This is a genomic window from Streptomyces sp. IBSNAI002, assembly GCF_052244475.1.
Taxonomy (GTDB): Bacteria; Actinomycetota; Actinomycetes; order Streptomycetales; family Streptomycetaceae; genus Streptomyces.
In genome coordinates, this window is record NZ_JBQPXG010000002.1 from 5095153 (window position 1) to 5117051 (window position 21899).

The 21899-nt window shown below is 71.7% G+C and carries 19 protein-coding genes and 1 pseudogene; 13 read left to right on the forward strand and 7 right to left on the reverse strand.

The annotated features are described in order from the left end of the window. Positions 1–218: 218 nt before the first annotated feature. The 6 genes and pseudogenes from rarD to ACTVZO_RS24725 form a co-directional block, all read right to left on the reverse strand. On the reverse strand, positions 219–1106 hold the full coding sequence (gene rarD, locus ACTVZO_RS24700) for an EamA family transporter RarD (protein ID WP_443303258.1): 888 nt from the start codon (positions 1104–1106) through the stop codon (positions 219–221). Between the two features lie 228 nt (positions 1107–1334). Further along, entirely contained in the window at positions 1335–2402 is a 1068-nt protein-coding gene (locus ACTVZO_RS24705; protein ID WP_443300462.1) for a 2-oxoacid:ferredoxin oxidoreductase subunit beta, read from the reverse strand. Continuing rightward, on the reverse strand, positions 2395–4338 hold the full coding sequence (locus ACTVZO_RS24710; protein WP_443300463.1) for a 2-oxoacid:acceptor oxidoreductase subunit alpha: 1944 nt from the start codon (positions 4336–4338) through the stop codon (positions 2395–2397). The genes ACTVZO_RS24705 and ACTVZO_RS24710 overlap by 8 nt, the downstream gene beginning before the upstream one ends. Positions 4339–4483: 145 nt before the next feature. Next, positions 4484–5142 (reverse strand): annotated as a pseudogene (locus ACTVZO_RS24715) (response regulator transcription factor). A gap of 282 nt (positions 5143–5424) precedes the next feature. After that, entirely contained in the window at positions 5425–6762 is a 1338-nt protein-coding gene (locus tag ACTVZO_RS24720) for a sensor histidine kinase (protein ID WP_443300464.1), read from the reverse strand. 354 nt (positions 6763–7116) lie between these two features. Beyond that, positions 7117–8292 (reverse strand): sensor histidine kinase, encoded by a 1176-nt coding sequence (locus tag ACTVZO_RS24725; protein ID WP_443300465.1) that lies wholly within the window; start codon positions 8290–8292, stop codon positions 7117–7119. 147 nt (positions 8293–8439) lie between these two features. Between ACTVZO_RS24725 and ACTVZO_RS24730 the strand changes: the two genes are divergently transcribed. From ACTVZO_RS24730 to ACTVZO_RS24790, 13 genes are all read left to right on the forward strand, one after another. Next, entirely contained in the window at positions 8440–8847 is a 408-nt protein-coding gene (locus tag ACTVZO_RS24730; protein WP_443300466.1) for an NADH-quinone oxidoreductase subunit A, read from the forward strand. After that, positions 8838–9425 (forward strand): NADH-quinone oxidoreductase subunit B, encoded by a 588-nt coding sequence (locus ACTVZO_RS24735; protein ID WP_443300467.1) that lies wholly within the window; start codon positions 8838–8840, stop codon positions 9423–9425. The genes ACTVZO_RS24730 and ACTVZO_RS24735 overlap by 10 nt, the downstream gene beginning before the upstream one ends. Then, a complete protein-coding gene (locus ACTVZO_RS24740) occupies positions 9422–10978 on the forward strand; it encodes an NADH-quinone oxidoreductase subunit C (protein WP_443300468.1) in 1557 nt (518 codons plus the stop codon). The genes ACTVZO_RS24735 and ACTVZO_RS24740 overlap by 4 nt, the downstream gene beginning before the upstream one ends. Then, positions 10975–11943: a complex I subunit 1/NuoH family protein gene (locus ACTVZO_RS24745; RefSeq protein ID WP_443300469.1), complete on the forward strand. Its 969-nt coding sequence runs from the start codon at positions 10975–10977 to the stop codon at positions 11941–11943. The genes ACTVZO_RS24740 and ACTVZO_RS24745 overlap by 4 nt, the downstream gene beginning before the upstream one ends. After that, complete coding sequence (locus ACTVZO_RS24750; RefSeq protein WP_443300470.1) at positions 11943–12530, forward strand: NuoI/complex I 23 kDa subunit family protein; 588 nt, start codon at positions 11943–11945, stop codon at positions 12528–12530. The genes ACTVZO_RS24745 and ACTVZO_RS24750 overlap by 1 nt, the downstream gene beginning before the upstream one ends. Beyond that, positions 12527–13117, forward strand: coding sequence for an NADH-quinone oxidoreductase subunit J family protein (locus tag ACTVZO_RS24755; RefSeq protein WP_443300471.1), 591 nt, complete (start codon positions 12527–12529; stop codon positions 13115–13117). The genes ACTVZO_RS24750 and ACTVZO_RS24755 overlap by 4 nt, the downstream gene beginning before the upstream one ends. Next, a complete protein-coding gene (nuoK, locus tag ACTVZO_RS24760) occupies positions 13117–13473 on the forward strand; it encodes an NADH-quinone oxidoreductase subunit NuoK (RefSeq protein ID WP_443300472.1) in 357 nt (118 codons plus the stop codon). Before ACTVZO_RS24755 ends, nuoK begins: the two co-directional genes overlap by 1 nt. Further along, positions 13470–15470 (forward strand): NADH-quinone oxidoreductase subunit 5 family protein, encoded by a 2001-nt coding sequence (locus ACTVZO_RS24765; protein WP_443300473.1) that lies wholly within the window; start codon positions 13470–13472, stop codon positions 15468–15470. Before nuoK ends, ACTVZO_RS24765 begins: the two co-directional genes overlap by 4 nt. 38 nt (positions 15471–15508) lie before the next feature. Continuing rightward, entirely contained in the window at positions 15509–17062 is a 1554-nt protein-coding gene (locus tag ACTVZO_RS24770) for a complex I subunit 4 family protein (RefSeq protein WP_443300474.1), read from the forward strand. Then, positions 17059–18615, forward strand: a complete 1557-nt coding sequence (locus ACTVZO_RS24775) for an NADH-quinone oxidoreductase subunit N (protein ID WP_443300475.1) — start codon at positions 17059–17061, stop codon at positions 18613–18615. Before ACTVZO_RS24770 ends, ACTVZO_RS24775 begins: the two co-directional genes overlap by 4 nt. A 205-nt stretch (positions 18616–18820) precedes the next feature. Then, positions 18821–19684 carry a zinc metalloprotease HtpX gene (htpX, locus tag ACTVZO_RS24780; RefSeq protein ID WP_361754098.1) on the forward strand — a complete coding sequence of 288 codons (864 nt, stop codon included), beginning with the start codon at positions 18821–18823 and terminating at the stop codon, positions 19682–19684. After that, positions 19681–20073, forward strand: coding sequence for a YccF domain-containing protein (locus ACTVZO_RS24785; RefSeq protein ID WP_443300476.1), 393 nt, complete (start codon positions 19681–19683; stop codon positions 20071–20073). The genes htpX and ACTVZO_RS24785 overlap by 4 nt, the downstream gene beginning before the upstream one ends. Positions 20074–20139: 66 nt before the next feature. Continuing rightward, positions 20140–20664 (forward strand): SMI1/KNR4 family protein, encoded by a 525-nt coding sequence (locus ACTVZO_RS24790; RefSeq protein WP_443300477.1) that lies wholly within the window; start codon positions 20140–20142, stop codon positions 20662–20664. On the opposite strand, the gene ACTVZO_RS24795 is transcribed toward ACTVZO_RS24790, so the two are convergent. Next, entirely contained in the window at positions 20648–21883 is a 1236-nt protein-coding gene (locus tag ACTVZO_RS24795; protein ID WP_443300478.1) for an APC family permease, read from the reverse strand. The genes ACTVZO_RS24790 and ACTVZO_RS24795 overlap by 17 nt on opposite strands. Between the last annotated feature and the right edge of the window lie 16 nt (positions 21884–21899).

Below are 21899 nucleotides of genomic sequence, written 5' to 3' on the forward strand. Positions count from 1 at the left end.
TGGGGATAGAGCAGGTGAGCGATAGTGCGTCTGTGCGAGCCCGATGGTCAGCGAGAGCATGACAATCCGTCAAGACCACAATTCGGTCAGGGGGGTTCGGAAAACGGACGATCCCCGCTACTGGGGTTCAGTAACGGGGATCGTGGTGGCCGGGTGCCGGCTGGTGCGGGCTCCGCGCAGGCCCTGCCGGAGCCGTTCCGGAGCCCTGCGCGAGCGCGTTACGCGGGCTCGCGGGCCGGTGCGGAGACGGGCGGCATCGCGGCGGCGAGCGCGGCCCGGGAACGGCGGGCCCTGCCCAGGGCGTCCCAGGTCAGCAGCGCGAGCGCGGCCCACACCAGGGAGAATCCGGCCCACCGCTCGGGCGGCATCGCCTCGTGGAAGTAGAGGACGCCGAGCCCGAACTGGAACACCGGCGCGAGGTACTGGAGCAGCCCGAGGGTGGACAGCGGGACCCGGATCGCCGCCGCCCCGAAGCACACCAGCGGGATCGCGGTGACGAGCCCGGTCGAGGCCAGCAGGAGCGTGTGTCCGGCGCCCTGCGAGGTGAAGGTGGACTGGCCCTGCGCGCCGAGCCACAGCAGGTAGCCGAGGGCGGGCAGGAAGAGCACGGCCGTCTCGGCGGTCAGCGACTCCAGGCCGCCCATGTTGAGCTTCTTCTTGATCAGCCCGTACGTCGCGAAGGAGCACGCCAGGACCAGCGAGATCCACGGAGGCCGCCCGTAGCCGATGGCGAGCACCAGCACCGCGACGAAGCTGATGCCGACCGCCACCCACTGCGTGCGGCGCAGCCGCTCGCCGAGCACCAGCACCCCCATCGCGATGCTGACCAGCGGATTGATGAAGTAGCCGAGGCTCGACTCGACGACGTGGCCGTTGTTGACGGACCAGATGTACAGGCCCCAGTTCACGGTGATCACCGAGGCGGCGAGCGTGGTCAGCGCGAGCTTGCGGGGCTCGCGCAGCAGCTCCCGTATCCAGCCCCAGCGGCGCACCACGAGCAGCGCCAGACCGACCACGGCCAGCGACCACACCATGCGGTGGGCCAGGATCTCGATGGCTCCCGAAGGCTGGAGCAGCGGCCAGAAGAGAGGGACGAGTCCCCACATTCCGTACGCGCCGAATCCGTAGAGCAAACCCGCGCGCTGATCGGTCTCTGCCTTCACGGGTCCTCCTGTACGACTTTCAGCCAACCTCACGACGGTAACGCCGTACGACCCGGATGTCATGCCCGTTCGCACGAGATACTCATGACATCTGGCGAAACCCGCCGCGACGCGCCGGAGCCCGGCCCCCAGGGGGCCGGGCTCCGCTTCGCGCGCGACGTACGGGGTGGGTCAGCCCACGACCGTCCAGGTGTCCGTGCCGGTCAGCAGGGAGGCCAGGTCGCCCTTGCCCTTGCGGTCGACGGCCGTGTCGAGCTGCTCGGCCATCAGCGTGTCGTAGACGGGCCGCTCGACGCTCCGGAACACCCCGATGGGGGTGTGGTGGAGGGTGTCGGGATCGGCCAGGCGCGACAGCGCGAAGGCGGTGGTCGGGCTGGCGCCGTACGCGTCGTGGACCACGATCCGCGACTCGTTCTCCGCGGTGACCGTGACGACCTGGAGGTCACCGGTGGCCGGGTCCCGGACGACGCCCTTGTGGCCGTCGGTGCCGAACCGGACCGGCTGCCCGTGCTCCAGCCGGATCACGGCCTCCTGCGCCTGCTCCCGGTCCTTCAGGACCTCGAACGCGCCGTCGTTGAAGATGTTGCAGTTCTGGTAGATCTCCACCAGCGCCGTGCCCTGGTGCTCGGCGGCCGCGCGCAGCACCTCGGTGAGGTGCTTGCGGTCGGAGTCCACCGTGCGCGCCACGAAGGAGGCCTCCGCGCCGATGGCCAGGGACACCGGGTTGAACGGCGCGTCCAGCGAGCCCATCGGGGTCGACTTGGTGATCTTGCCGACCTCGGAGGTGGGGGAGTACTGCCCCTTCGTCAGACCGTAGATCCGGTTGTTGAACAGCAGGATCTTGAGGTTGACGTTGCGCCGCAGGGCGTGGATGAGGTGGTTCCCGCCGATGGAGAGCGCGTCGCCGTCGCCCGTGACCACCCACACCGACAGGTCGCGGCGGGAGGTGGCAAGGCCCGTGGCGATGGCCGGGGCGCGGCCGTGGATCGAGTGCATCCCGTACGTGTTCATGTAGTACGGGAAGCGGGAGGAGCAGCCGATGCCCGAGACGAAGACGATGTTCTCCTTCGCGAGGCCGAGCTCGGGCATGAAGCCCTGCACGGCCGCGAGAACGGCGTAGTCACCGCAGCCGGGGCACCAGCGGACCTCCTGGTCCGACTTGAAGTCCTTGGCCGACTGCGCGGCTTCGGCCTTCGGCACCAGCGAGAGCAGGGACGGGGCGTCGGTCACCTCAGTCATTGATGGCCTCCTCGAGAACCTTCGCGAGCTGCTCCGCCTTGAACGGCATTCCGTTGACCTGGTTGTACGACTGGGCGTCCACCAGGTATTTCGCCCGGATCAGGGTGGCGAGCTGCCCGAGGTTCATCTCCGGCACCACTACCTTCTGGTAACGCTTCAGGACCTCTCCGAGATTCCTCGGGAAGGGGTTGAGGTGGCGCAGGTGGGCCTGTGCGATGGGCAGACCGGCCGCCCGCAGGCGGCGGACCGCGGCCGTGACCGGGCCGTAGGTGGAGCCCCAGCCCAGCACGAGGGTGCGGGCCTGGTCGGGGTCGTCGACCTCCAGGTCGGGGACGAGGATGCCGTCGATCTTGGCCTGGCGGGTGCGGACCATCAGGTCGTGGTTGGCGGGGTCGTACGAGATGTTGCCGGTGCCGTCCTGCTTCTCGATGCCGCCGATGCGGTGCTCGAGACCGGGCGTGCCGGGGACCGCCCACGGGCGGGCCAGCGTCTGCGGGTCGCGCTTGTACGGCCAGAACACCTCGGTGCCGTCCGCCAGCTCGTGGTTGGGGCCGGCGGCGAACTGGGTCGTGAGGTCGGGCAGGTCGGCGATGTCGGGGATCCGCCAGGGCTCGGACCCGTTGGCGAGGTAGCCGTCCGAGAGCAGGAAGACCGGCGTCCGGTAGGTCAGCGCGATCCGGGCCGCGTCCAGGGCGGCGTCGAAGCAGTCCGCCGGGGTGCGCGGGGCGACGATCGGCACCGGGGCCTCGCCGTTGCGCCCGTACATCGCCTGGAGCAGGTCGGCCTGCTCCGTCTTGGTCGGCAGGCCGGTGGAGGGGCCGCCGCGCTGGATGTCCACGATCAGCAGCGGCAGCTCCAGGGAGACCGCGAGGCCGATCGTCTCGGACTTCAGGGCCACGCCGGGCCCGGAGGTCGTGGTCACGCCCAGGGCCCCGCCGAACGCGGCACCCAGGGCGGCGCCGATGCCCGCGATCTCGTCCTCGGCCTGGAAGGTGCGTACGCCGAAGTTCTTGTGCTTGCTCAGCTCGTGCAGGATGTCCGAGGCCGGGGTGATCGGGTAGGAGCCCAGGTAGAGCGGCAGGTCCGCCTGCCGGCTCGCCGCGATCAGGCCGTAGGACAGGGCCAGGTTCCCCGAGATGTTGCGGTAGGTGCCGGTCGGGAAGGCCCGGGTGGCCGGGGCGACCTCGTAGGAGACCGCGAAGTCCTCCGTCGTCTCCCCGAAGTTCCAGCCCGCGCGGAACGCGGCCACGTTCGCCTCGGCGATCTGCGGCTTCTTCGCGAACTTCTGCCGCAGGAAGCTCTCCGTGCCCTCTGTCGGCCGGTGGTACATCCAGGACAGCAGGCCCAGCGCGAACATGTTCTTGCTGCGCTCGGCCTCCTTGCGGGAGAGCCCGAAGTCCTTCAGCGCCTCGATGGTGAGGGTGGTCAGCGGGACGGGGTGCAGGTTGTAGGCGGCCAGCGAGCCGTCCTCGAGGGGGGAGGTCTCGTAGCCGACCTTGGCCATCGGGCGCTTGGTGAACTCATCCGTGTTGATGATGATCTCCGCGCCGCGCGGCACGTCGCCGATGTTCGCCTTCAGGGCGGCCGGGTTCATCGCGACCAGCACGTTCGGGGCGTCCCCGGGCGTGAGGATGTCGTGGTCGGCGAAGTGCAGCTGGAAGGAGGACACGCCCGGCAGGGTTCCGGCGGGGGCGCGGATCTCGGCGGGGAAGTTCGGGAGGGTCGAGAGGTCGTTCCCGAACGACGCCGTCTCCGAGGTGAACCGGTCACCGGTGAGTTGCATACCGTCACCCGAGTCACCCGCGAACCGGATGATCACGCGATCGAGACGGCGGACTTCCTTGCCGCCCGGACTCGCCGGGGTGCGCTGCCCTGCGACAACCGCACCCCCAGCCCCGTCGGCCTGCTCGGCTGGGCTACTGACCTGGCTGGTCACTGAACTGGACCTCCTTCGAGGCGTGGGCACCCCCAGAACCAACCCTACGACGGTCGGCTCTTCCGGGGCGGCCACATTCTGGACCGTTGGACCGCCCCTCGAGACGGCCCGACCGGTATGCCATATCTGACAGAGTGTCAGTCGATCAAGATTTCAGATAGGTGAGAACGGCCAGTACACGCCGGTGATCCCCGTCACTCGGCGACAGGCCCAACTTCATGAAGATGTTGCTGACGTGCTTCTCCACCGCTCCGTCGCTCACGACCAACTGCTTCGCCACGGCGGAATTCGTGCGTCCTTCGGCCATCAGGCCCAGTACCTCGCGCTCGCGCGGCGTCAGACCCGCCAGCACGTCCTGCTTCCGGCTGCGCCCGAGCAGCTGGGCGACGACCTCGGGGTCCAGGGCGGTACCGCCCCGGGCCACCCGCACCACCGCGTCCAGGAACTCGCGCACATCGGCCACCCGGTCCTTGAGCAGGTACCCCACCCCGGTGCTGGAACCGGCCAGCAGTTCGGTGGCGTACTGCTCCTCCACGTACTGCGACAACACGAGCACCCCGACCCCGGGGTAGTCGCGGCGCAGCCGTACGGCGGCCCGTACGCCCTCGTCGGTGTGCGTCGGCGGCATCCGCACGTCGGCGACCACCACGTCCGGCGCACGTCCTGCCCCGCGAGGTCCGACACCGTCTTGATCAGGGCTTCCGCGTCCCCGACGCCCGCCACGACCTCGTGCCCCCGGTCGGTCAGCAGCCGGGTCAGGCCCTCACGCAGCAGTACCGAGTCCTCGGCGATGACCACCCGCACCCTGTCGTCCACGATTCAGCAGCTCCCGCGTCCACTCATCCCGCACTCCCTGACTCAGCCAAGCATCCCAGCCTCGAGGCCGGATCCAGGCGGAGCCGGGACAACGAGTGGGCACACGGGGGAGTTTCAGCCGCCTGCGGGGCGCAGGCGGGGCGCCGGCGGGCGTACGGGAGGGGTCCGGGGGCGCGCGGGGCCGGGAAAACAAGGGGGTCCGGGCCGATCGGCCCGGACCTCGGTCACGACTTCAGCCGCGTCCCTGTTTTCCTGCGTTCTCCTGACTGCTCAGGCCCGCCAGGGGAGCTCTGCGGTCACCGTGGTCCCCACCCCCTCGGGGGAGTCGACGACGAGGATCCCGTCCACGGCGTCCAGCCGCTCGGCCAGCCCCGCCAGCCCGCTCCCGTCGCCGGTCCCCGCACCGTCGCCGGTCCCCGCATCCGTGCCCGTGCCCGCCCCGCCCCGGCCGTCGTCGGAGACCTGCACCAGCAGCCGCTCCCCGGACTTCCACACTTCCACGCTGGCGACCCTGGCCCGCGCGTGCTTGCTGACGTTCTGCAGCAGCTCCGAGACCGTGAAGTACGCGATCCCCTCGATGGCCGCCGTCGGCCGGGCCGGGAGGTCCACGGTGACCCGTACCGGAACGGCACACCGTGCCGCCACCGAGGACAGCGCCGCGTCCAGCCCCCGGTCGGTCAGCACCGCCGGGTGGATCCCGCGGGCCAGGTCGCGCAGCTCCTGCAAGGCGATCTTCACCTCCCCGTGTGCCTCGTCCACCATCCGGGCGGCGGCCACCGGGTCCTCGGTCACCTTCTCCTTCGCCAGCCCCAGGTCCATCGCGAGGGCCGCCAGCCGGGCCTGCGCCCCGTCGTGCAGATCGCGCTCGATGCGCCGCAGGTCGGCGGCCGCGGTGTCCACGACCACCCCGCGGTCGGACTCCAGCTCGGTCACCCGGCTGGCCAGCCGCGACGGCCCCAGCAGCCCGCCCACCACCACCCGGTCGACGGCGGTCAGCGCCCGCAGCACCCACGGCGTCGCGAGGGTGAAGGCCGCCCCGACCAGGAAGGTGAGGGCGATCGCGCCGGGGGAGTCGAGGTAGAAGGAGTAGTCGCCGTTCTGGAAGAGCTGGAGCCCGGGCTGGTTGGTGTAGGCCGGGAAGACCCAGAACCAGAGCGGGTACAGCAGCAGGGACCAGCCGGTCGTCCAGAACACCAGCGCCGTGCAGAAGGCGAAGATCGCCCACGGGAAGTGGATCACGGAGTACAGCACGTGCCGCCAGGCACTCCCGCTCTTGAGCAGCGCCCCCATCGCGGACAGGGCCCCGCCCTTGCGGGCCCGGATCGGCGCGGGCTCGGCGATGTCGGCCCGGAGCAGGGTCCGCACCCGGGCCCGCTCCAGCCGGCCGAACCCGCGGCACATCGCGAGCACCCCGGCGAGCACCGGAACCCCGAGGAAGGTGACGAGCAGCCCGGCGCCGAGGCTCAGGCCGGTGACGGCGAGCGAGAAGTACAGGATGCTCAGCGGCAGCCCGATCAACAGGTACCCGAACTCCCGCCAGGTCCGCCCCGCCACCGGCGCCCGCACCACAGCCCGGAACCCCGCACCCGAACCCATACCGTCATCCATCTCCGGACCCACCCTTTCCCGTCTCGGCACTACCCCTCCACCCTCCCGCCCCCACCCCCGCCAAACCATCCGGCCCGTAGGCCTCCCCACCGGGGGGTTAACCCCACCCCCAGCCGAATCCAGCCCCGCCGGCGTGTGGATCGAAGCCGGGGCAAATCCAGCCCCGCCGGCGTTTGAGGCGCGGGGTCCGGGGCGGAGCCCCGGCAACGGCGCCGCACCCGAGCCCAGCGCTCAGGCCCGGGCCACCCCCACGGAAGACGAAAACGGGACCCCCGCCCACCCGGACGGAAGCCCCGCTACACACCACGGACGACCCAGCGGCCCAGCGCCCCAGCGCCCCAGCGGCCCCGCCGACTACCCCCGCCCCCGCCACGGCAGCTCCGCCGTGACCACCGTCCCCTCCCCCTCCGGCGAGTCCACGACGAACACCCCGTCCACCGCCCCCAACCGCTCCGCGAGCCCCGCCATCCCCGACCCCCGGGAGGCATCCGCACCGCCGCGCCCGTCATCCGTCACCCGGATCAGCAGCCGCTCCCCGGCCCGCCACACCTCCACCGTCGCGCCCCGCGCAGCGGCCCCCGCGTGCTTGCTCACGTTCTGCAGCAGCTCCGACACCACGAAGTACGCGATCCCCTCGATCGCCTCCGCCGGCCGCGCCGGCAGATCCACCGCCACCTTCACCGGCACCACGCACCGCGCCGCCACCGAAGACAGCGCCGCGTCCAGCCCCCGGTCGGTCAGCACCGCCGGATGGATCCCGCGCGCGAGGTCCCGTAGCTCCTGGAGCGCCAGCTTGACCTCCCCGTGGGCCTCGTCGACCATCGCCGCCGCACCCTCCGGGTCCTCCAGCAGCTTCTCCTTCGCCAGGCCCAGACCCATGGCCAGCGCCACCAGCCGCGCCTGCGCCCCGTCGTGCAGGTCCCGCTCGATGCGCCGCAGGTCGGCCGCCGCCGTATCGACCACCACGCCCCGGTCCGACTCCAGCTCCGCGATCCGCCGTTCCAGGTCGTCGGAGGGCGACAACAGCCCCCGCACCATCGCCCGGTCCGCGTTCGCGAGCAGCCGCACCACGTACGGCAGCACCGGCCACAGCACGAACAGCCCGGTCAGGGCTACCGTGAAGGTGAGCACTCCCCACGGGAGCCGGACCAGCTGGTACAGCACCGTCCGCCAGCCGACCGGGTCCTTGATGCTCGTCCACAGCCAGGGGAAGAACCCGCCCGCACGCCGCGGGCCGGGAATCGGCGTCGGCTCGTCCACCCGTACGCCCAGGAGCGCCCGGGCCCGTGCCCGGTCCAGCCGTCCCAACTGCCGGGACAACCAGAGACCACATGCGAGCAGCGGAAGTCCGATCGCGGTCACGGACAGACCGCCCGTTCCGGCGACCATGACAACCGCGTAAACGAATCCGACCACCGCCAACGGCAGGTTGCTCACCAGATGGGCGATCTCCTTCCACGTCACGGCGCTGAAGACGGCGCGGACGGGGGGCGGCCGGTCGTTGTCGGGGGTGTCATGGCTCGTGGTCATGCGGCCCAGCCTGCCAAGCGCCGTCCGCGGACGCCATGGGGTGGCCGGGTGGCTGTGAACGGGGGATAACCCCACCCTGTGTGAGGCAGGCCCTAGACTCCCGCCTGTACCAGATCGACGACAGTGACCGAGGAGCGAGGAACGGACGTGCCCGAACCGACGGTATCGACCGTAACCGTGCTCGCGGCGGACTACTTCCGGAGTTATTCGGTCGTCGGTCTGCTCGCCCTCCTCGGTGTGCTCTTCGTGGTCGTGGCGTTCACCGCCGGCCGCCTGCTGCGGCCCGTGGTCCCGACCCCCGAGAAGCTGCTGACGTACGAATGCGGTGTCGACCCCGTCGGCGAGGGCTGGGCGCACACCCAGGTCCGCTACTACGTCTACGCGTTCCTCTACGTCATCTTCGCCGTCGACTCGATCTTCCTGTTCCCGTGGGCGACGGTCTTCGCCGCCGCCGGCTACGGCGCCACGACCCTGGTCGAGATGTTCATCTTCCTGGGATTCCTGGCCGTCGGCCTGCTCTATGCGTACAAGAAGGGCGTCCTCGAATGGACGTGACACCTCAGCCGGAGCTGCTCCCGGAACCCAAGCGCCTGGGAGTGCTCTCCCGGCTCGCCCCGGAACCGATGAAGGTGGTCCTGAACTGGGGCCGCCGGTACAGCCTGTGGGTCTTCAACTTCGGCCTGGCCTGCTGCGCGATCGAGTTCATCGCCGCGTCGATGGCCCGTCACGACTTCATCCGGCTGGGCGTGATCCCGTTCGCGCCGGGGCCCCGGCAGGCCGACCTGATGATCGTCTCGGGCACGGTCACGGACAAGATGGCGCCCGCCGTGAAGCGGCTCTACGAGCAGATGCCGGAGCCGAAGTACGTCATCTCCTTCGGCGCCTGCTCCAACTGCGGCGGCCCGTACTGGGACTCGTACTCGGTGACCAAGGGCGTCGACCAGATCATCCCGGTCGACGTCTACGTACCCGGCTGCCCGCCGCGCCCGGAGGCGCTGCTCCAGGGAATTCTCAAGCTCCAGGAGAAGATCGCTCGGGAGTCGCTCGCGGACCGCTATGCGTCCGGCCCCTCCGTCGGACAGCTCACCAGCGGCCTGGTCACGCCCCCGCCGGCTCCCGGGAGCGGCGCGTGAACCTCTACGACTCCCTTCCCGACGCGGCTGCGACGGTCTTCGGCGAGGAGGCCGTGGGCTCGTACGCGTACGACGTCCTGACCGTCGACGTGCCGGTCGGCTCCTGGATCTCCGCCCTGGAGATCGCCCGGGACAAGCTGGGCTGCACGTACTTCGACTGGCTGAGCGCGGTCGACGAGCCCGGCACCGGCTTCCGGATCTGCGCGCACGTGGTCTCGCTGGAGAACCACCGCGTACGCCGCCTCCTGCTGCGCACGACGGTCCCGCACTCCGCCCCTTCCCTCCCCTCGGCGGTAGCCGTCTACGCCGGAGCGGAATGGCACGAGCGCGAGACGTTCGAGATGTTCGGGATCGTCTTCACCGACCACCCGCACCTCGTCCGCCTGCTCCTCCCGGAGAACTTCGAAGGCCACCCGCTGCGCAAGGACTTCGTGCTGGCCGCGCGCGTCGCCAAGGCCTGGCCCGGTGCCAAGGAGCCGGGCGAGGCCCATGACCCGGACGCGCCCAAGCGCCGTCAGATGCTCCCGCCGGGCGTCCCGGACCCCAACGACTGGGGCCCGATGAAGGGCCAGCTCCCGCCGGCCCCCACCCGCCCGGCCCGCACCCCGCGCGCCGCGGGCACCGCCGCCCGCACCCCGCGCGAGGGCGCCCCACCCCGCCGCACCCGCTCGGTAACAGAGGGCTCGACCACCCAGGCACCCCCGGCGACCCCGGCAACCGAAGCTGTCCCGGCGACCCCGGCAACTGAAGCTGTCCCGGCAACCCCGGCAACTGAAGCTGTCCCGGCAACCCCGGCCACCCCGGCGACCGCGGCAACCGAAGCTGTCCCGGCGACGCCGGCGACCCCGGCGACCCCGGCGACCCCGGAGTCCCAGGCGCCTCGGGGGACGTCGGCGACCCCGGCTGTCCCGGGGGCTTCGGCAACGGAGGCAACCCCGGCTGTCCCGGCGACCCCGGACGCCCCAGCCACATCTGCTGTCCCGGGAACCCCGGAGTCCCAGGCGCCCCGGGCAACCCCCACGACCCCGGAGGCATCAGCTGCCCCAGCGGCGCCTGCTGCCCAGGCAGCGCAATCAGGGCAGGCAGGGCAGGCGACCCCGGGCACCGGAACACCGCCCCGCCCTGCGCGCCGCACCCGCTCGGCGTCGGAAGGCTCGGCCAGCCAGACCAACCCGGCACGGGAGCACCAGGCCCCCACCCGTCCAACCCCCAGCAGCCCCGACGCCCCCTGGCACGACCCCAAGCCGGCCTTCGCACCGCCGGAGCCCACGCGGGCCCCGCAGCCGAAGCCGGATGCCGACGCAGCCCCCGCCCCGCTGGCCAAGCCGGAGCCGCAGGCCGACCCCGCACCGGAGCCCGCCCCGCAGGTAAAGCCCGACGCCGAGCCCGACGCCGCACCCCAGGCCAAGCCCGACGCCGAGCCCGACGCCGCACCCCAGGCCAAGCCCGACGCCGAGCCCGACCCCACGCCCGACGGGAAGCCCGAGCCCACGCCCGACGCCCAGCCCGCGCCGCAGGCGCCCCGGCCGACCACCCCGGAGGGAGACTCGTGAACGAGGTCCTCGACGTCGCCCTGCGGCTGATCATCGTCTTCGCCGTCTTCCTCGTGCTCCCGCTCGTCGTCGGGCAGACCGAGCACAAGGTGATGGCGCACATGCAGGGCCGCCTCGGCCCGATGTACGCCGGCGGCTTCCACGGCTGGGCCCAGCTCGTCGCCGACGGCGTGAAGTTCGCGCAGAAGGAAGACATCGTCCCGGCCAACGCCGACCGCCGGATCTTCCAGCTCGCCCCCGCCGTCGCCCTGCTCCCGTACCTCCTCGTCCTCCTCGCGGTCCCGATCGGCCCGGGCGAGGGCGCCGTCGGCCAGGTCATCGACGCAGGCGTGTTCTTCGTGCTCGCCGTCATGGGCGTCGGAGTCCTCGGCTCCCTCATGGCCGGCTGGGCGTCCGCGAACAAGTTCTCCCTCCTCGGCGGCCTCCGCACGGCCGCCCAGCTGCTCGCCTACGAGCTCCCGATGCTGCTGGCCGCCGCGTCCGTGGCCATGGCCGCCGGGACCGTCTCCCTCCCCGGCATCGTCGAGGGCTTCGAGTGGTGGTGGCTGCCCTGGCAGATCGTCGGCGCGCTCGTCTTCTTCACCGCCGGCCTCGCCGAACTCCAGCGTCCCCCCTTCGACATGCCCGTCGCCGACTCCGAGATCATCTTCGGCGCGTACACCGAGTACACCGGCCTGCGCTTCGCACTGTTCCTCCTCGCCGAGTACGCCGGCATCGTCGTCCTCTGCGCCCTCACCACCGTCCTCTTCCTCGGCGGCTGGCAGGGCCCCTTCGGCGCCGACGGCTTCGGCTGGGTCTGGACCCTGCTCAAGACCGCGGTCCTCGCCTTCGTCGTGATCTGGCTCCGCGTGACCTACCCCCGACTGCGCGAGGACCAGCTCCAGAAGCTCGCCTGGACCACGCTCATCCCGCTCGCGCTCGCCCAGATCGCGCTCACCGGCATCGTGAAGGTGGCGATCCAGTAATGCCCATCCCCGGATCCGGCCTCGCCAAGGGCCTCGCGGTCACGCTGCGGACCATGACGAAGCGCTCGCACACCGCCCAGTACCCCGAAGTCCAGCCCCAGCTCCCGCCGCGCAGCCGCGGGGTCATCGGACTGTTCGAGGAGAACTGCACGGTCTGCATGCTGTGCGCCCGTGAGTGCCCCGACTGGTGCATCTACATCGACTCCCACAAGGAGACGGTCCCGGCCTCCACCCCCGGCGGCCGCGAGCGCAGCCGCAACGTCCTCGACCGTTTCGCCATCGACTTCTCCCTCTGTATGTACTGCGGCATCTGCATCGAGGTGTGCCCCTTCGACGCCCTCTTCTGGTCGCCGGAGTTCGAGTACGCGGAGACCGACATCCACGAACTGACCCATGAGCGCGACAAGCTCCGCGAGTGGATGTGGACCGTCCCGGCTCCGCCCGCCCTGGACCCGGCCGCCGAGGAGCCCAAGGAGATCGCCGCCGCCCGCAAGGCCGTGGAGAAGGCCGAGACCGCCGCCGCCGCGGCAGCAGCCGCCGAAGCCGCCGCCACCCAGCCGCCGACCACCCCGGAGGGAGACGCGTGACCCCCGCCGTCACTCTCGCCGCAGCCGCGGGCCAGGGGTTCCTCTCCCCGACCGGCGTCGAGATCGCCTTCGTCCTCGTCGGCCTCGCCACCCTCGGCGCGGCCCTCGTCACGGTCACCACCAAGCAGCTCGTGCACGCCGCCCTCTGGCTGGTCGTCGCGCTCGGCGGCATCGCCGTCGAGTACCTGCTGCTGACCGCCGAGTTCATCGCCTGGGTCCAAGTCCTGATCTACCTCGGTTCCGTGGTCGTCCTCCTCCTCTTCGGGCTGATGCTCACCAAGGCCCCCATCGGCCGCTCCCCGGACGCCGACTCGGACAACCGCTGGATCGCGCTCTCCGTCGCCGTCGTCGCCGCCGTCTCACTCGTCTGGGTCGTCGTCGACGCCTTCCGCACGACCTGGATCGACCTCGACGGCCCGGTGCAGGGCTCCACGAAGGTCTCCGGCGAGATCCTCTTCCAGCACTGGGTGCTGCCCTTCGAGGCGCTCTCCGTCCTCCTCCTCGCCGCCCTGATCGGCGCCATCGTGCTGTCACGCAGGAACACCCCCGCCGAAGACGGCGCCGCCAGTGACAAGGGGCAGCACTGATGCACCTCGCCTACCCCGCCGTGCTCGCGGCGCTGCTCTTCTGCACGGGCCTGTACGGAGTGCTCGCCCGCCGCAACGCCATCCTGGTCCTGATGTCCGTCGAGCTGATGCTCAACGCCGTCAACCTCAACCTGGTGGCCTTCGACGTCTGGCTGCGCGACACCCTGCACGCCGGCCAGGCCCTCACCCTCTTCACCATCGCCATCGCCGCCGCCGAGATCGGCATCGGCCTCGCGATCGTGCTGATGGTGTACCGCAACCGCGGCACCTCGGACGTCGACCGGCTGCGCGACACCGCCGAGGGCCACGAGCCCGCCCCGAACGCCCCGAACAACCCGAGCGAGGTCACCGCGTGAGCACCACGACCCTCGCCGTCCTGGTCCCCCTCCTGCCCTTCCTGGGCGCGGTCGCGGGACTGCTCTTCGGCCGCACCGCCCCCGGCTTCGTCCGTCCGCTGGCGATCCTGCCGACGCTCGGCGCCGCCGTACTGGCCGTGCTCGTCGCCGTCCGCCACGGCGGCGGCAAGGCGATCGACACCGCGACCGAACTGACCCCGACCGGCTCGGTCCCGATCGAGCTCTCGCTCCACCTGGACGGCTTCGCCGTGCTGGTCGCCGTCCTGGTCGGGGTCGTCGCCACCTGCGTACAGCTCTACTCGACGGCGTACCTCCGCGACGACCCGCGCTACCCGTCGTACGCAGCTCTGGTCTCACTGTTCACCTCCGCGATGCTGCTCGTCGTCTACTCCGGCGACCTGATGGTGCTGCTGGTCGGCTGGGAGGTCATGGGCATCTGCTCGTACTTCCTCGTCGGCCACTACTGGGAGACCGAGGCGGCCCGCTCCGCCTCCCTGAAGGCCTTCCTCGTCACCAAGCTCGGCGACGTCCCCTTCCTGATCGGCCTGTTCGCGCTCGCCACCGACGCCGGCTCCTTCCGGATCACCAAGATCCTGGGCACCGTCGCCGCGGGCGGGCTCGACCACCCGACGCTGATCGCGCTGCTGCTCCTCGCCGGAGTCGCGGGCAAGTCCGCGCAGTTCCCGCTGCACACCTGGCTTCCGGACGCCATGGCGGGCCCCACCCCGGTCTCCGCGCTGATCCACGCCGCGACGATGGTCGCCGCCGGTGTCTACTTCATCGCCCGCCTCCTCCCCGTCTTCGCGGCCTCCCGCGCCGCACTGGTGGTCATGGCCGTCATGGCGGCCGTCACGATGGTCGGCTCCGCCCTCGCCGCCCTGGCCCAGGACGACATCAAGCGGGTACTCGCCTACTCCACGGTCGGCCAGCTCGGCTACATGACCGGGGCCCTGGCCGTCGGCGACCGCGGCGCCGCCGTCTTCCACCTCCTGTCCCACGGCGCCTTCAAGGCGCTCCTGTTCCTCGGCGCGGGCGTGATCATCCACGCCGCCGGTACGAACTCCCTGGCCGCCATGTCCCGTATGGACGGCCTGGCCAAGCGCGTCCCCGACGCCTTCTGGACGATGACGATCGCGCTGCTCGCGCTCGCCGCGATCCCGCCGTTCGCCGGCTTCTTCTCCAAGGAAGCCGTCCTCGTGGCCGCCGAGCACACCGCCACCGGCCACTCCGAGTTCGCCCCCGGCGCCGCAGGCTGGCTGGTCCTCGTCGCCGGCCTGCTGACCGCCCTGCTCACCGCCGCCTACGCCACCCGGCTGTGGCTGATGGCCTTCCGCGGCCGGGGCGCCGCCGCCCCCGACCACGGCAAGGAGCCCGTCGCCATGACCGGCGTGCTGTGGCTGCTGGCGATCCCGTCCACCGCCTTCGGCCTCGCGGCGGGCCCCCTCGCCGACTGGTTCGACGCCGGAGAGCTCACCCCGACCCTGACCACCTCGGTCCTCGGCACCGGCGCCGCCGTCATCGGAGCGCTGCTCACCTACGCCCTGTGGCAGCGGGCCACCGCCAAGGCCGCCGCAGCCGGCTACGGAGCCGGCCTGTCCGCCTCCACCGCCGCCGCGGAGTCCGCCGCGGAGACCCCCGAGGTCGCCGAGGTCACCCACGACCACCCCGCCGTCCCGGCCGGCTCCGCCCCCGACCCCGGCAAGGCGTTCCTCGGCCCGCTGCACCGCCACGCGGCGGACGGCTTCCACCTCGACGCCGTCTACGACCGGCTCTTCGTCCGCCCCGTCCGCGCGGCCGCCGGCCTGGTCCGCTTCCTCGACCGCGAGGTCGTGGAGACGTACGTCCGCGGCGCGGGCGGCAGCACCCGGCTGCTCGGCAGCCTCGTACGCCGCGCCCAGACCGGCAACGTGCAGAGCTACCTGAGCGCCCTGCTCGCCGGCGCCGTGGTCCTGGCGATCGCCACCGCCGTCCTCGCCAACGTCAACGCCGGATCGTGAGCCGTGAGTCAGCCGTGATTGATATCAGCCCGTCCGTGATGCAGTTCCTTCTGGCGTTCATCGTGGCCGCACCGCTCCTCGGCGCGGCCGCGGCCCTCCTGCCGCCCCCGCCCGGGCTCAAGGGCCGCAGCCCCGAACAGGCCGTGCTCCGCCACGGCGTGACCGTGACCGGCGTGATCCTCGCCGCGGCGATCGCCCTCACCCTGGGCTTCGACCACGACGCCCCGTCCCGCTTCCAGGCGACGACGGACATCAGCTGGATCCAGGCGCTGAACGTCCGGATCCACCTCGGCATCGACGGCATCTCGCTCCCCCTCCTCCTGATGACCGCGCTGCTGTTCTTCCTCTGCGCGCTCTACAGCTACTTCAAGCTCCCCGCAGGCCCCTCCCCGAAGGCCTTCGTCGCCCTGCTCCTCGTCCTCGAGTCCGGCACCCTCGCGACCTTCGCCGTCCTCGACCTGCTGCTCTTCTTCCTCGCCTTCGAGATGGTCCTCATCCCGATGTACTTCCTCATCGCCCGCTGGGGCGGTGCTCAGCGGCAGGCCGCCGCCTGGAGGTTCATCCTCTACACGCTCCTCGGCTCCGTCGTCATGCTGCTCGGTCTGCTGCTCATCGGACTGAAGAGCGGCACATTCGACATGGTGGCACTCGCCTCTGACAACGGCCGCGAACTGACCCACACCACCCAGCTCCTGGCCGTCCTCGCCATCGGAATCGGCCTCGCCGTGAAGACCCCGATGTGGCCGCTGCACAGCTGGCTGCCCGACGCCCACACCGCCGCCCCCACCGTCGGCTCCGTCCTGCTGGCCGGCGTCCTGCTCAAGATGGGCACGTACGGGTTCGTCCGCATCCTGCTCCCCGTCACCCCCGACGGCATGGCCACCTTCGCCCCCTACCTGGGCGCGCTCGCCGCCATCGGCATCGTCTACGGATCCCTCGCCTGCCTCGCACTGGCCCGCAAGGGGAACAAGGGCGACCTCAAGCGCCTCATCGCGTACTCCTCCGTCGGCCACATGGGCTTCGTGCTCCTCGGCATCGCGTCCATGACCCCCACCGGCGTCAACGGCGCGCTGTTCGCCAACATCGCCCACGGCCTGATCACCGGCCTCCTCTTCTTCCTGGTCGGCGCCCTCAAGGACCGCTACGGCACCGCCGACCTCGACACCCTCGCCGGCGCCACCGGCGCCGCCCTCTACGGCCGCGCCCCCCGCTTCGGCGCGTTCCTCGCCTTCGCCGCCGTCGCCTCGCTCGGCCTCCCGGGCCTGGCCGGGTTCTGGGGCGAGATGCTGGCCCTCTTCGGCGCGTTCGACCCCGCCGAGGGCCTGTCCCGACCCGCGTTCCTCACCTACACGGCCATCGGCGCGTTCGGCACCCTGCTCACCGCCGCCTACCTGCTGATCGTCGTACGGCGCGTCTGCATGGGCGACCCGAAAGCCGGCCCGGAGCACGCCGTCGCGGACATCCAGCACTACGAGTTCGCCGCCTGGACCCCGCTCGTCGCCCTCACCGTCCTCGCCGGCCTGTGGCCCGCGGTCCTCCTCGGCCTCACCGACCCGGCCGTCCAGAAGCTCCTCGCAGGAGGCAACGCATGACGGCCCTCGCGGTCCTGGCCGCCGACACCCCCAGCCTGGTCCAGTCCGTCGACTGGCTCGCCATCGCGCCCGTCGTGATCACCGCCGCCGTCGGCCTGGCGGTCCTGGTCGCCGACCTCTTCGTACCCGAGCGCGCGAAGCCCGCCCTCGGCTGGATCTCCGTCGCCGGCCTCGCCGCCGCGACCGCCACCCTGCTGCCGCTGCGCGCCGGCGACCGCAGCACCTTCTGCCTCGTCGGCGACCAGGACCCGGCCGCCTGCAGCTACACCGCCGACCACTTCACGCTCGTCGTGCAGTTCCTGGTGCTGGCCGGCGCGCTGGTCACCGCCCTGCTGTCGGTCACCGCCGTCCGCGACACGCGCATGCCCGCGGGCGAGTACTGGTTCCTGCTGCTCTCCTCCGCCGCCGGCGCGGCCCTGCTGCCCGCCTCCCGCGACCTCGCCACCCTGATCGTCGCCCTCGAGGTGGCCTCGCTGCCCGCCTTCGCCCTCGTCGGCATGCGCCGCGGCGACCGCCTCTCCTCTGAGGCGGCGCTCAAGTTCTTCCTCTCCTCCGTCACCGCCACCGCCGTATCGCTGCTGGGCGTCAGCTTCGTCTACGCCACCACCGGCTCCCTGCACCTCGCCCAGGTGGCCGACCGCCTCGATGAGGTACCGGGCGGGCTCGGCACCCTGGCCATGGCCGGTGTCGCGCTCACCCTCGTCGGCTTCGCCTTCAAGACCGCGGCCGTCCCCTTCCACTTCTGGGTCCCCGACACCTACGTCGGCGCCCCCCTGCCCATCGCCGGCTACCTCTCGGTGATCGGCAAGGCCGTCGGATTCACCGGCCTCATCCTCGTCACGGTGATCGCCTTCCCGGCGTACTCCGACATCTGGGGTCCGGCGCTGGCCGTCCTGGCCGCGCTCACCATGACCTTCGGCAACGCCGCCGCCCTGCGCCAGTCCGCCGACCGCCCGAACAGCGCCGTACGGCTGCTCGCCTGGTCCTCGGTCGGCCAGGCCGGCTACCTGCTGGTCCCGATCGCCGCCGCCGCGTACTCCGATCGCGACCAGATCGGCTCCACGGTCGCCTACGCCCTCATGTACGCCGCCGTGAACCTCGGCGCCTTCGCCGTGGCCGCCCTGGTCGCCCGTACGAAGCCGCTGCACCGGATCAGCGACTACCGGGGCCTGTACGCGGAGCGTCCGGCGGCCGCGCTCTCGCTGGCCTTCTTCCTGCTGTGCCTGGCCGGACTGCCGCCGGGCATCATCGGCCTCTTCGCCAAGGTCACCGTCTTCCGGTCCGCGGTCGACGCGGGCCTGGGCTGGCTGGCCGTGGTCATGGCCGTCAACGTCGTCATCGCCCTCTACTACTACCTGCGGTGGACCGCGCTCCTCTTCCGCGCCCCGGAGGGAGCCGAGGGCGGCGAGGCGGCCGAGGGTGCGCAGACCTGTACGAAGACCCCCTGGCCGGTCACGGCGGCCATCGCCGTCACCGCCGTCACGGCGGTCGTCCTCTCGGGCGCCCCGCAGCTGGTCCTGCGCTTCGCGTCGGGCACCCTCTTCCCGCAGTAGTCCGGTACGCACGGCCCCCGCCGGCACCCGTAACCCGTACGGAGCAACGCCCTCCGCCGCTCCGCCGCCCCCGCCTCCGGGGCGGCGGCCCCCGTGTGCCCTGGGAACCAGACGCGCCCACCTCGCGTTGACCAGGAAGGGAGGGTCCACTGGACCGTAGACCCTCGCATCGGGTCCCCCTGCCGCACCACTAGGAGGGCGTACCGTGCACCGCCGGCACAACGGGCTGAAGACCGCCGTACTCCTCGGCGGCCTGTCGGCACTCATCATCCTCATCGGGAGCTTCTTCGGCCGGGGCGGCCTGATCGTCGCCGTCGTCATCGCCCTCGGGACGAACGCGTACGCGTACTGGAACAGCGACAAGCTGGCTCTACGCGCGATGCGCGCCCGCCCCGTCAGCGAGTTCGAGGCACCCGAGCTCTACCGCATGGTGCGCGAGCTCTCCACGTCCGCGCGCCAGCCCATGCCCCGCCTCTACATCTCGCCCACCGAGGCCCCCAACGCCTTCGCCACCGGCCGCAACCCGCGCAACGCCGCGGTCTGCTGCACCGAGGGCATCCTGCGCATCCTCGACGAGCGCGAACTGCGCGGGGTCATCGGCCACGAGCTCAGCCACGTCTACAACCGCGACATCCTGATCTCGTCGGTCGCCGGCGCGCTCGCCTCGGTGATCATGTTCCTCGTGAACTTCGCCTGGCTGATACCGGTCGGTCGATCGAGCGACGACGAGGGCCCCGGGCTCTTCGGGATGCTGCTCATCATGATCCTGGGCCCACTGGCCGCCTCCGTGATCCAGCTGGCCATCAGCCGCTCGCGCGAGTACGAGGCCGACGCCTCGGGAGCCCAGCTCACCGGCGACCCGCTCGCCCTGGCCAGCGCCCTGCGCAAGCTGGACGCGGGCACCAAACAGCTCCCGCTGCCCCCCGAGCCCCGGCTGGAGACCGCCAGCCACATGATGATCGCGAACCCGTTCCGTCCGGGCCAGGGGCTTTCTAAGATGTTCTCCACACACCCTCCGATGGCCGAGCGCATCGCCCGGCTCGAACAGATGGCAGGCCGTAGGCAGTGAAGACAATCCTGAACGTCATATGGCTCATCCTCAGCGGCATCTGGCTGTTCCTCGGCTACTGCCTCGCGGGCGTGCTGCTCTGCATCACCATCATCGGCATCCCCTTCGGCATCGCGGCCTTCCGCATCGCGGTGTACGCCCTCTGGCCGTTCGGCTACACCACGGTCGAGCGCCGTGACTCGGGTGCGGGATCCGCCATCGGCAACGTGCTGTGGCTGGTCCTGGCGGGCTGGTGGCTGGCCCTCGGCCACATCTTCACCGGCATCGCGCTGTGCATCACGATCATCGGCATCCCGTTCGGCATCGCCAACTTCAAGATGGTCCCGCTCTCGCTGCTCCCGCTGGGCCGCGAAATCGTCCCGACGGACGCCCCGTTCGCCTCCCGGTGACCGCGGCGGCGGCGGAGTTTTCCACAGGCTGAGCGGGCTGTCGGTGGGGTGCGTCACCATGAACGCATGAACGAGACCGAGCAGTTGCTGGAGCAAGTCGCAGACCGCGTACGCACCTCCGTGCGCGAGCACGGAATGGCCCTGCCAGCCCCGCTGGGCAGCGAGGAGACCGCCCGGGCCGAGGGCATACTCGGCTTCGCCCTGCCGCCGCTGCTCGCCGGTCTCTACCTCCGCGTCGGCGACGGAGGATTCGGCCCCGAGCAAGGACTGCTGCCGCTGCGCCAGGCCGTCCGGACGTACGGGGCGCAGCGCGAGTCCGGGTGGCGGTGGCCGGAGGGCGTGCTGCCGATAGCCGACTTCGGCTGCGGCATGTTCGTCTGCGTGGACTGCCGCTCCGAGACCGCCCAGGTCCTGCTGTTCGACCCGAATCCCGGGGAACCGGACCTCGCCTGGTCCATCGATACGCCCAGCCTGGCCGGCTGGCTCCGCGGCTGGCTGGACGGCACCGCCTGGTTCTGCGAGGAGTCGCGGCTGGGCGAGGAGACGGACCTGGAGCTGGCTCCCTGGACGGCGTTCAGATTCCGGATCTGATCCGCCGGCGCACCCTGTAGGCCAGTGCTCCGAGCGCCAGCACCCCTGCCCCCGCGACCGCCGACGCGAGGGGCAGCGAGCAGGCCAGCACCACACAGCCGGACAGCCCGACCGCTGCCACGGCCCGCCCCTTGACACCTGAACCGAGAGTCCACGCGGAGGCGTTCGCGATTGCGTAGTAGGCCAGCACTCCGAAGGAGGAGAAGCCGATCGCGCCCCGCAGGTCCGCGGTGGCCGCCAGCACCGCCACCACCACGCCCACGGCGAGCTCCGCATGGTGCGGAACCTGACGCCGGGGATGTACGGCGGCCAGCGCGCGGGGGAGATGGCCGTCCCGGGCCATCGCCAGCGTCGTCCGCGAGACCCCGAGGACGAGGGCGAGCAGCGAGCCCAGTGCGGCCAGAGCCGCACCCACCCGGACGACCGGGGTCAGTCCGGGCCACCCGGCCGCCCGTACCGCGTCGGCGAGCGGGGCCGCGGCCCCCGCCAGCCCGTCGGCGCCGAGCACCGACAGAGCAGCCACCGTCACCAAGGCGTACACCAGCAGCGCGATCCCGAGCGCCAGCGGCACCGCCCGCGGGATCGTCCGCTCCGGGTCGCGCACCTCCTCGCCCAGAGTGGTGATGCGTGCGTAGCCCGCGAACGCGAAGAACAGCAGGCCCGCCCCCTGCAACAGCCCGAAGGCGCCCCAGTCCGCGCCGCCGAGCCGCCCGGCGTCGGCGGCATCCGAGGACAGACACGCCACGACCACCCCGGCCAGGACCGCCAGTACCGCCGCCACGATCAGCCGGGCGGTCCGGGCGGACTTCTGCACACCCCCGTAGTTCGCGGCGGTCAGCGCCACCACCGCCGCGACGGCCACCGCGTGCTGCCGCCCCGGCCAGACGTACGCGCCGACCGTCAGGGCCATCGCCGCGCAGGAGGCCGTCTTGCCGACGACGAACCCCCATCCGGCCAGATACCCCCAGAAGGGCCCGAGCCGCTCGCGCCCGTAGACGTACGTGCCGCCGGAGGCCGGATACCGGGCGGCGAGCCGCGCCGAGGAGTGCGCGTTGCAATAGGCCACCAGGGCCGCCAGTGCGAGAGCGCCGAGGAGCGCCCCGCCCGCCGCGCGGGCCGCCGGGGCGAGGGCGGCGAAGATTCCGGCGCCGACCATCGCGCCGAGTCCGACGACCACGGCGTCGGACACCCCGAGCGTGCGCTTCAACTGGTTGTCCACGCGCGGAGGGTACCGG

Excerpts from the sequence above, each read along its gene's own strand:
- rarD (WP_443303258.1), bottom strand. The coding sequence starts at position 1,106 with ATGTGGGGACTCGTCCCTCTCTTCTGGCCGCTGCTCCAGCCTTCGGGA.
- ACTVZO_RS24705 (WP_443300462.1), bottom strand. The coding sequence starts at position 2,402 with ATGACTGAGGTGACCGACGCCCCGTCCCTGCTCTCGCTGGTGCCGAAG.
- ACTVZO_RS24720 (WP_443300464.1), bottom strand. The coding sequence starts at position 6,762 with ATGGATGACGGTATGGGTTCGGGTGCGGGGTTCCGGGCTGTGGTGCGG.
- ACTVZO_RS24725 (WP_443300465.1), bottom strand. The coding sequence starts at position 8,292 with ATGACCACGAGCCATGACACCCCCGACAACGACCGGCCGCCCCCCGTC.
- ACTVZO_RS24735 (WP_443300467.1), top strand. The coding sequence starts at position 8,838 with ATGGACGTGACACCTCAGCCGGAGCTGCTCCCGGAACCCAAGCGCCTG.
- ACTVZO_RS24750 (WP_443300470.1), top strand. The coding sequence starts at position 11,943 with ATGCCCATCCCCGGATCCGGCCTCGCCAAGGGCCTCGCGGTCACGCTG.
- nuoK (WP_443300472.1), top strand. The coding sequence starts at position 13,117 with ATGCACCTCGCCTACCCCGCCGTGCTCGCGGCGCTGCTCTTCTGCACG.
- ACTVZO_RS24770 (WP_443300474.1), top strand. The coding sequence starts at position 15,509 with ATGCAGTTCCTTCTGGCGTTCATCGTGGCCGCACCGCTCCTCGGCGCG.
- ACTVZO_RS24775 (WP_443300475.1), top strand. The coding sequence starts at position 17,059 with ATGACGGCCCTCGCGGTCCTGGCCGCCGACACCCCCAGCCTGGTCCAG.
- ACTVZO_RS24790 (WP_443300477.1), top strand. The coding sequence starts at position 20,140 with ATGAACGAGACCGAGCAGTTGCTGGAGCAAGTCGCAGACCGCGTACGC.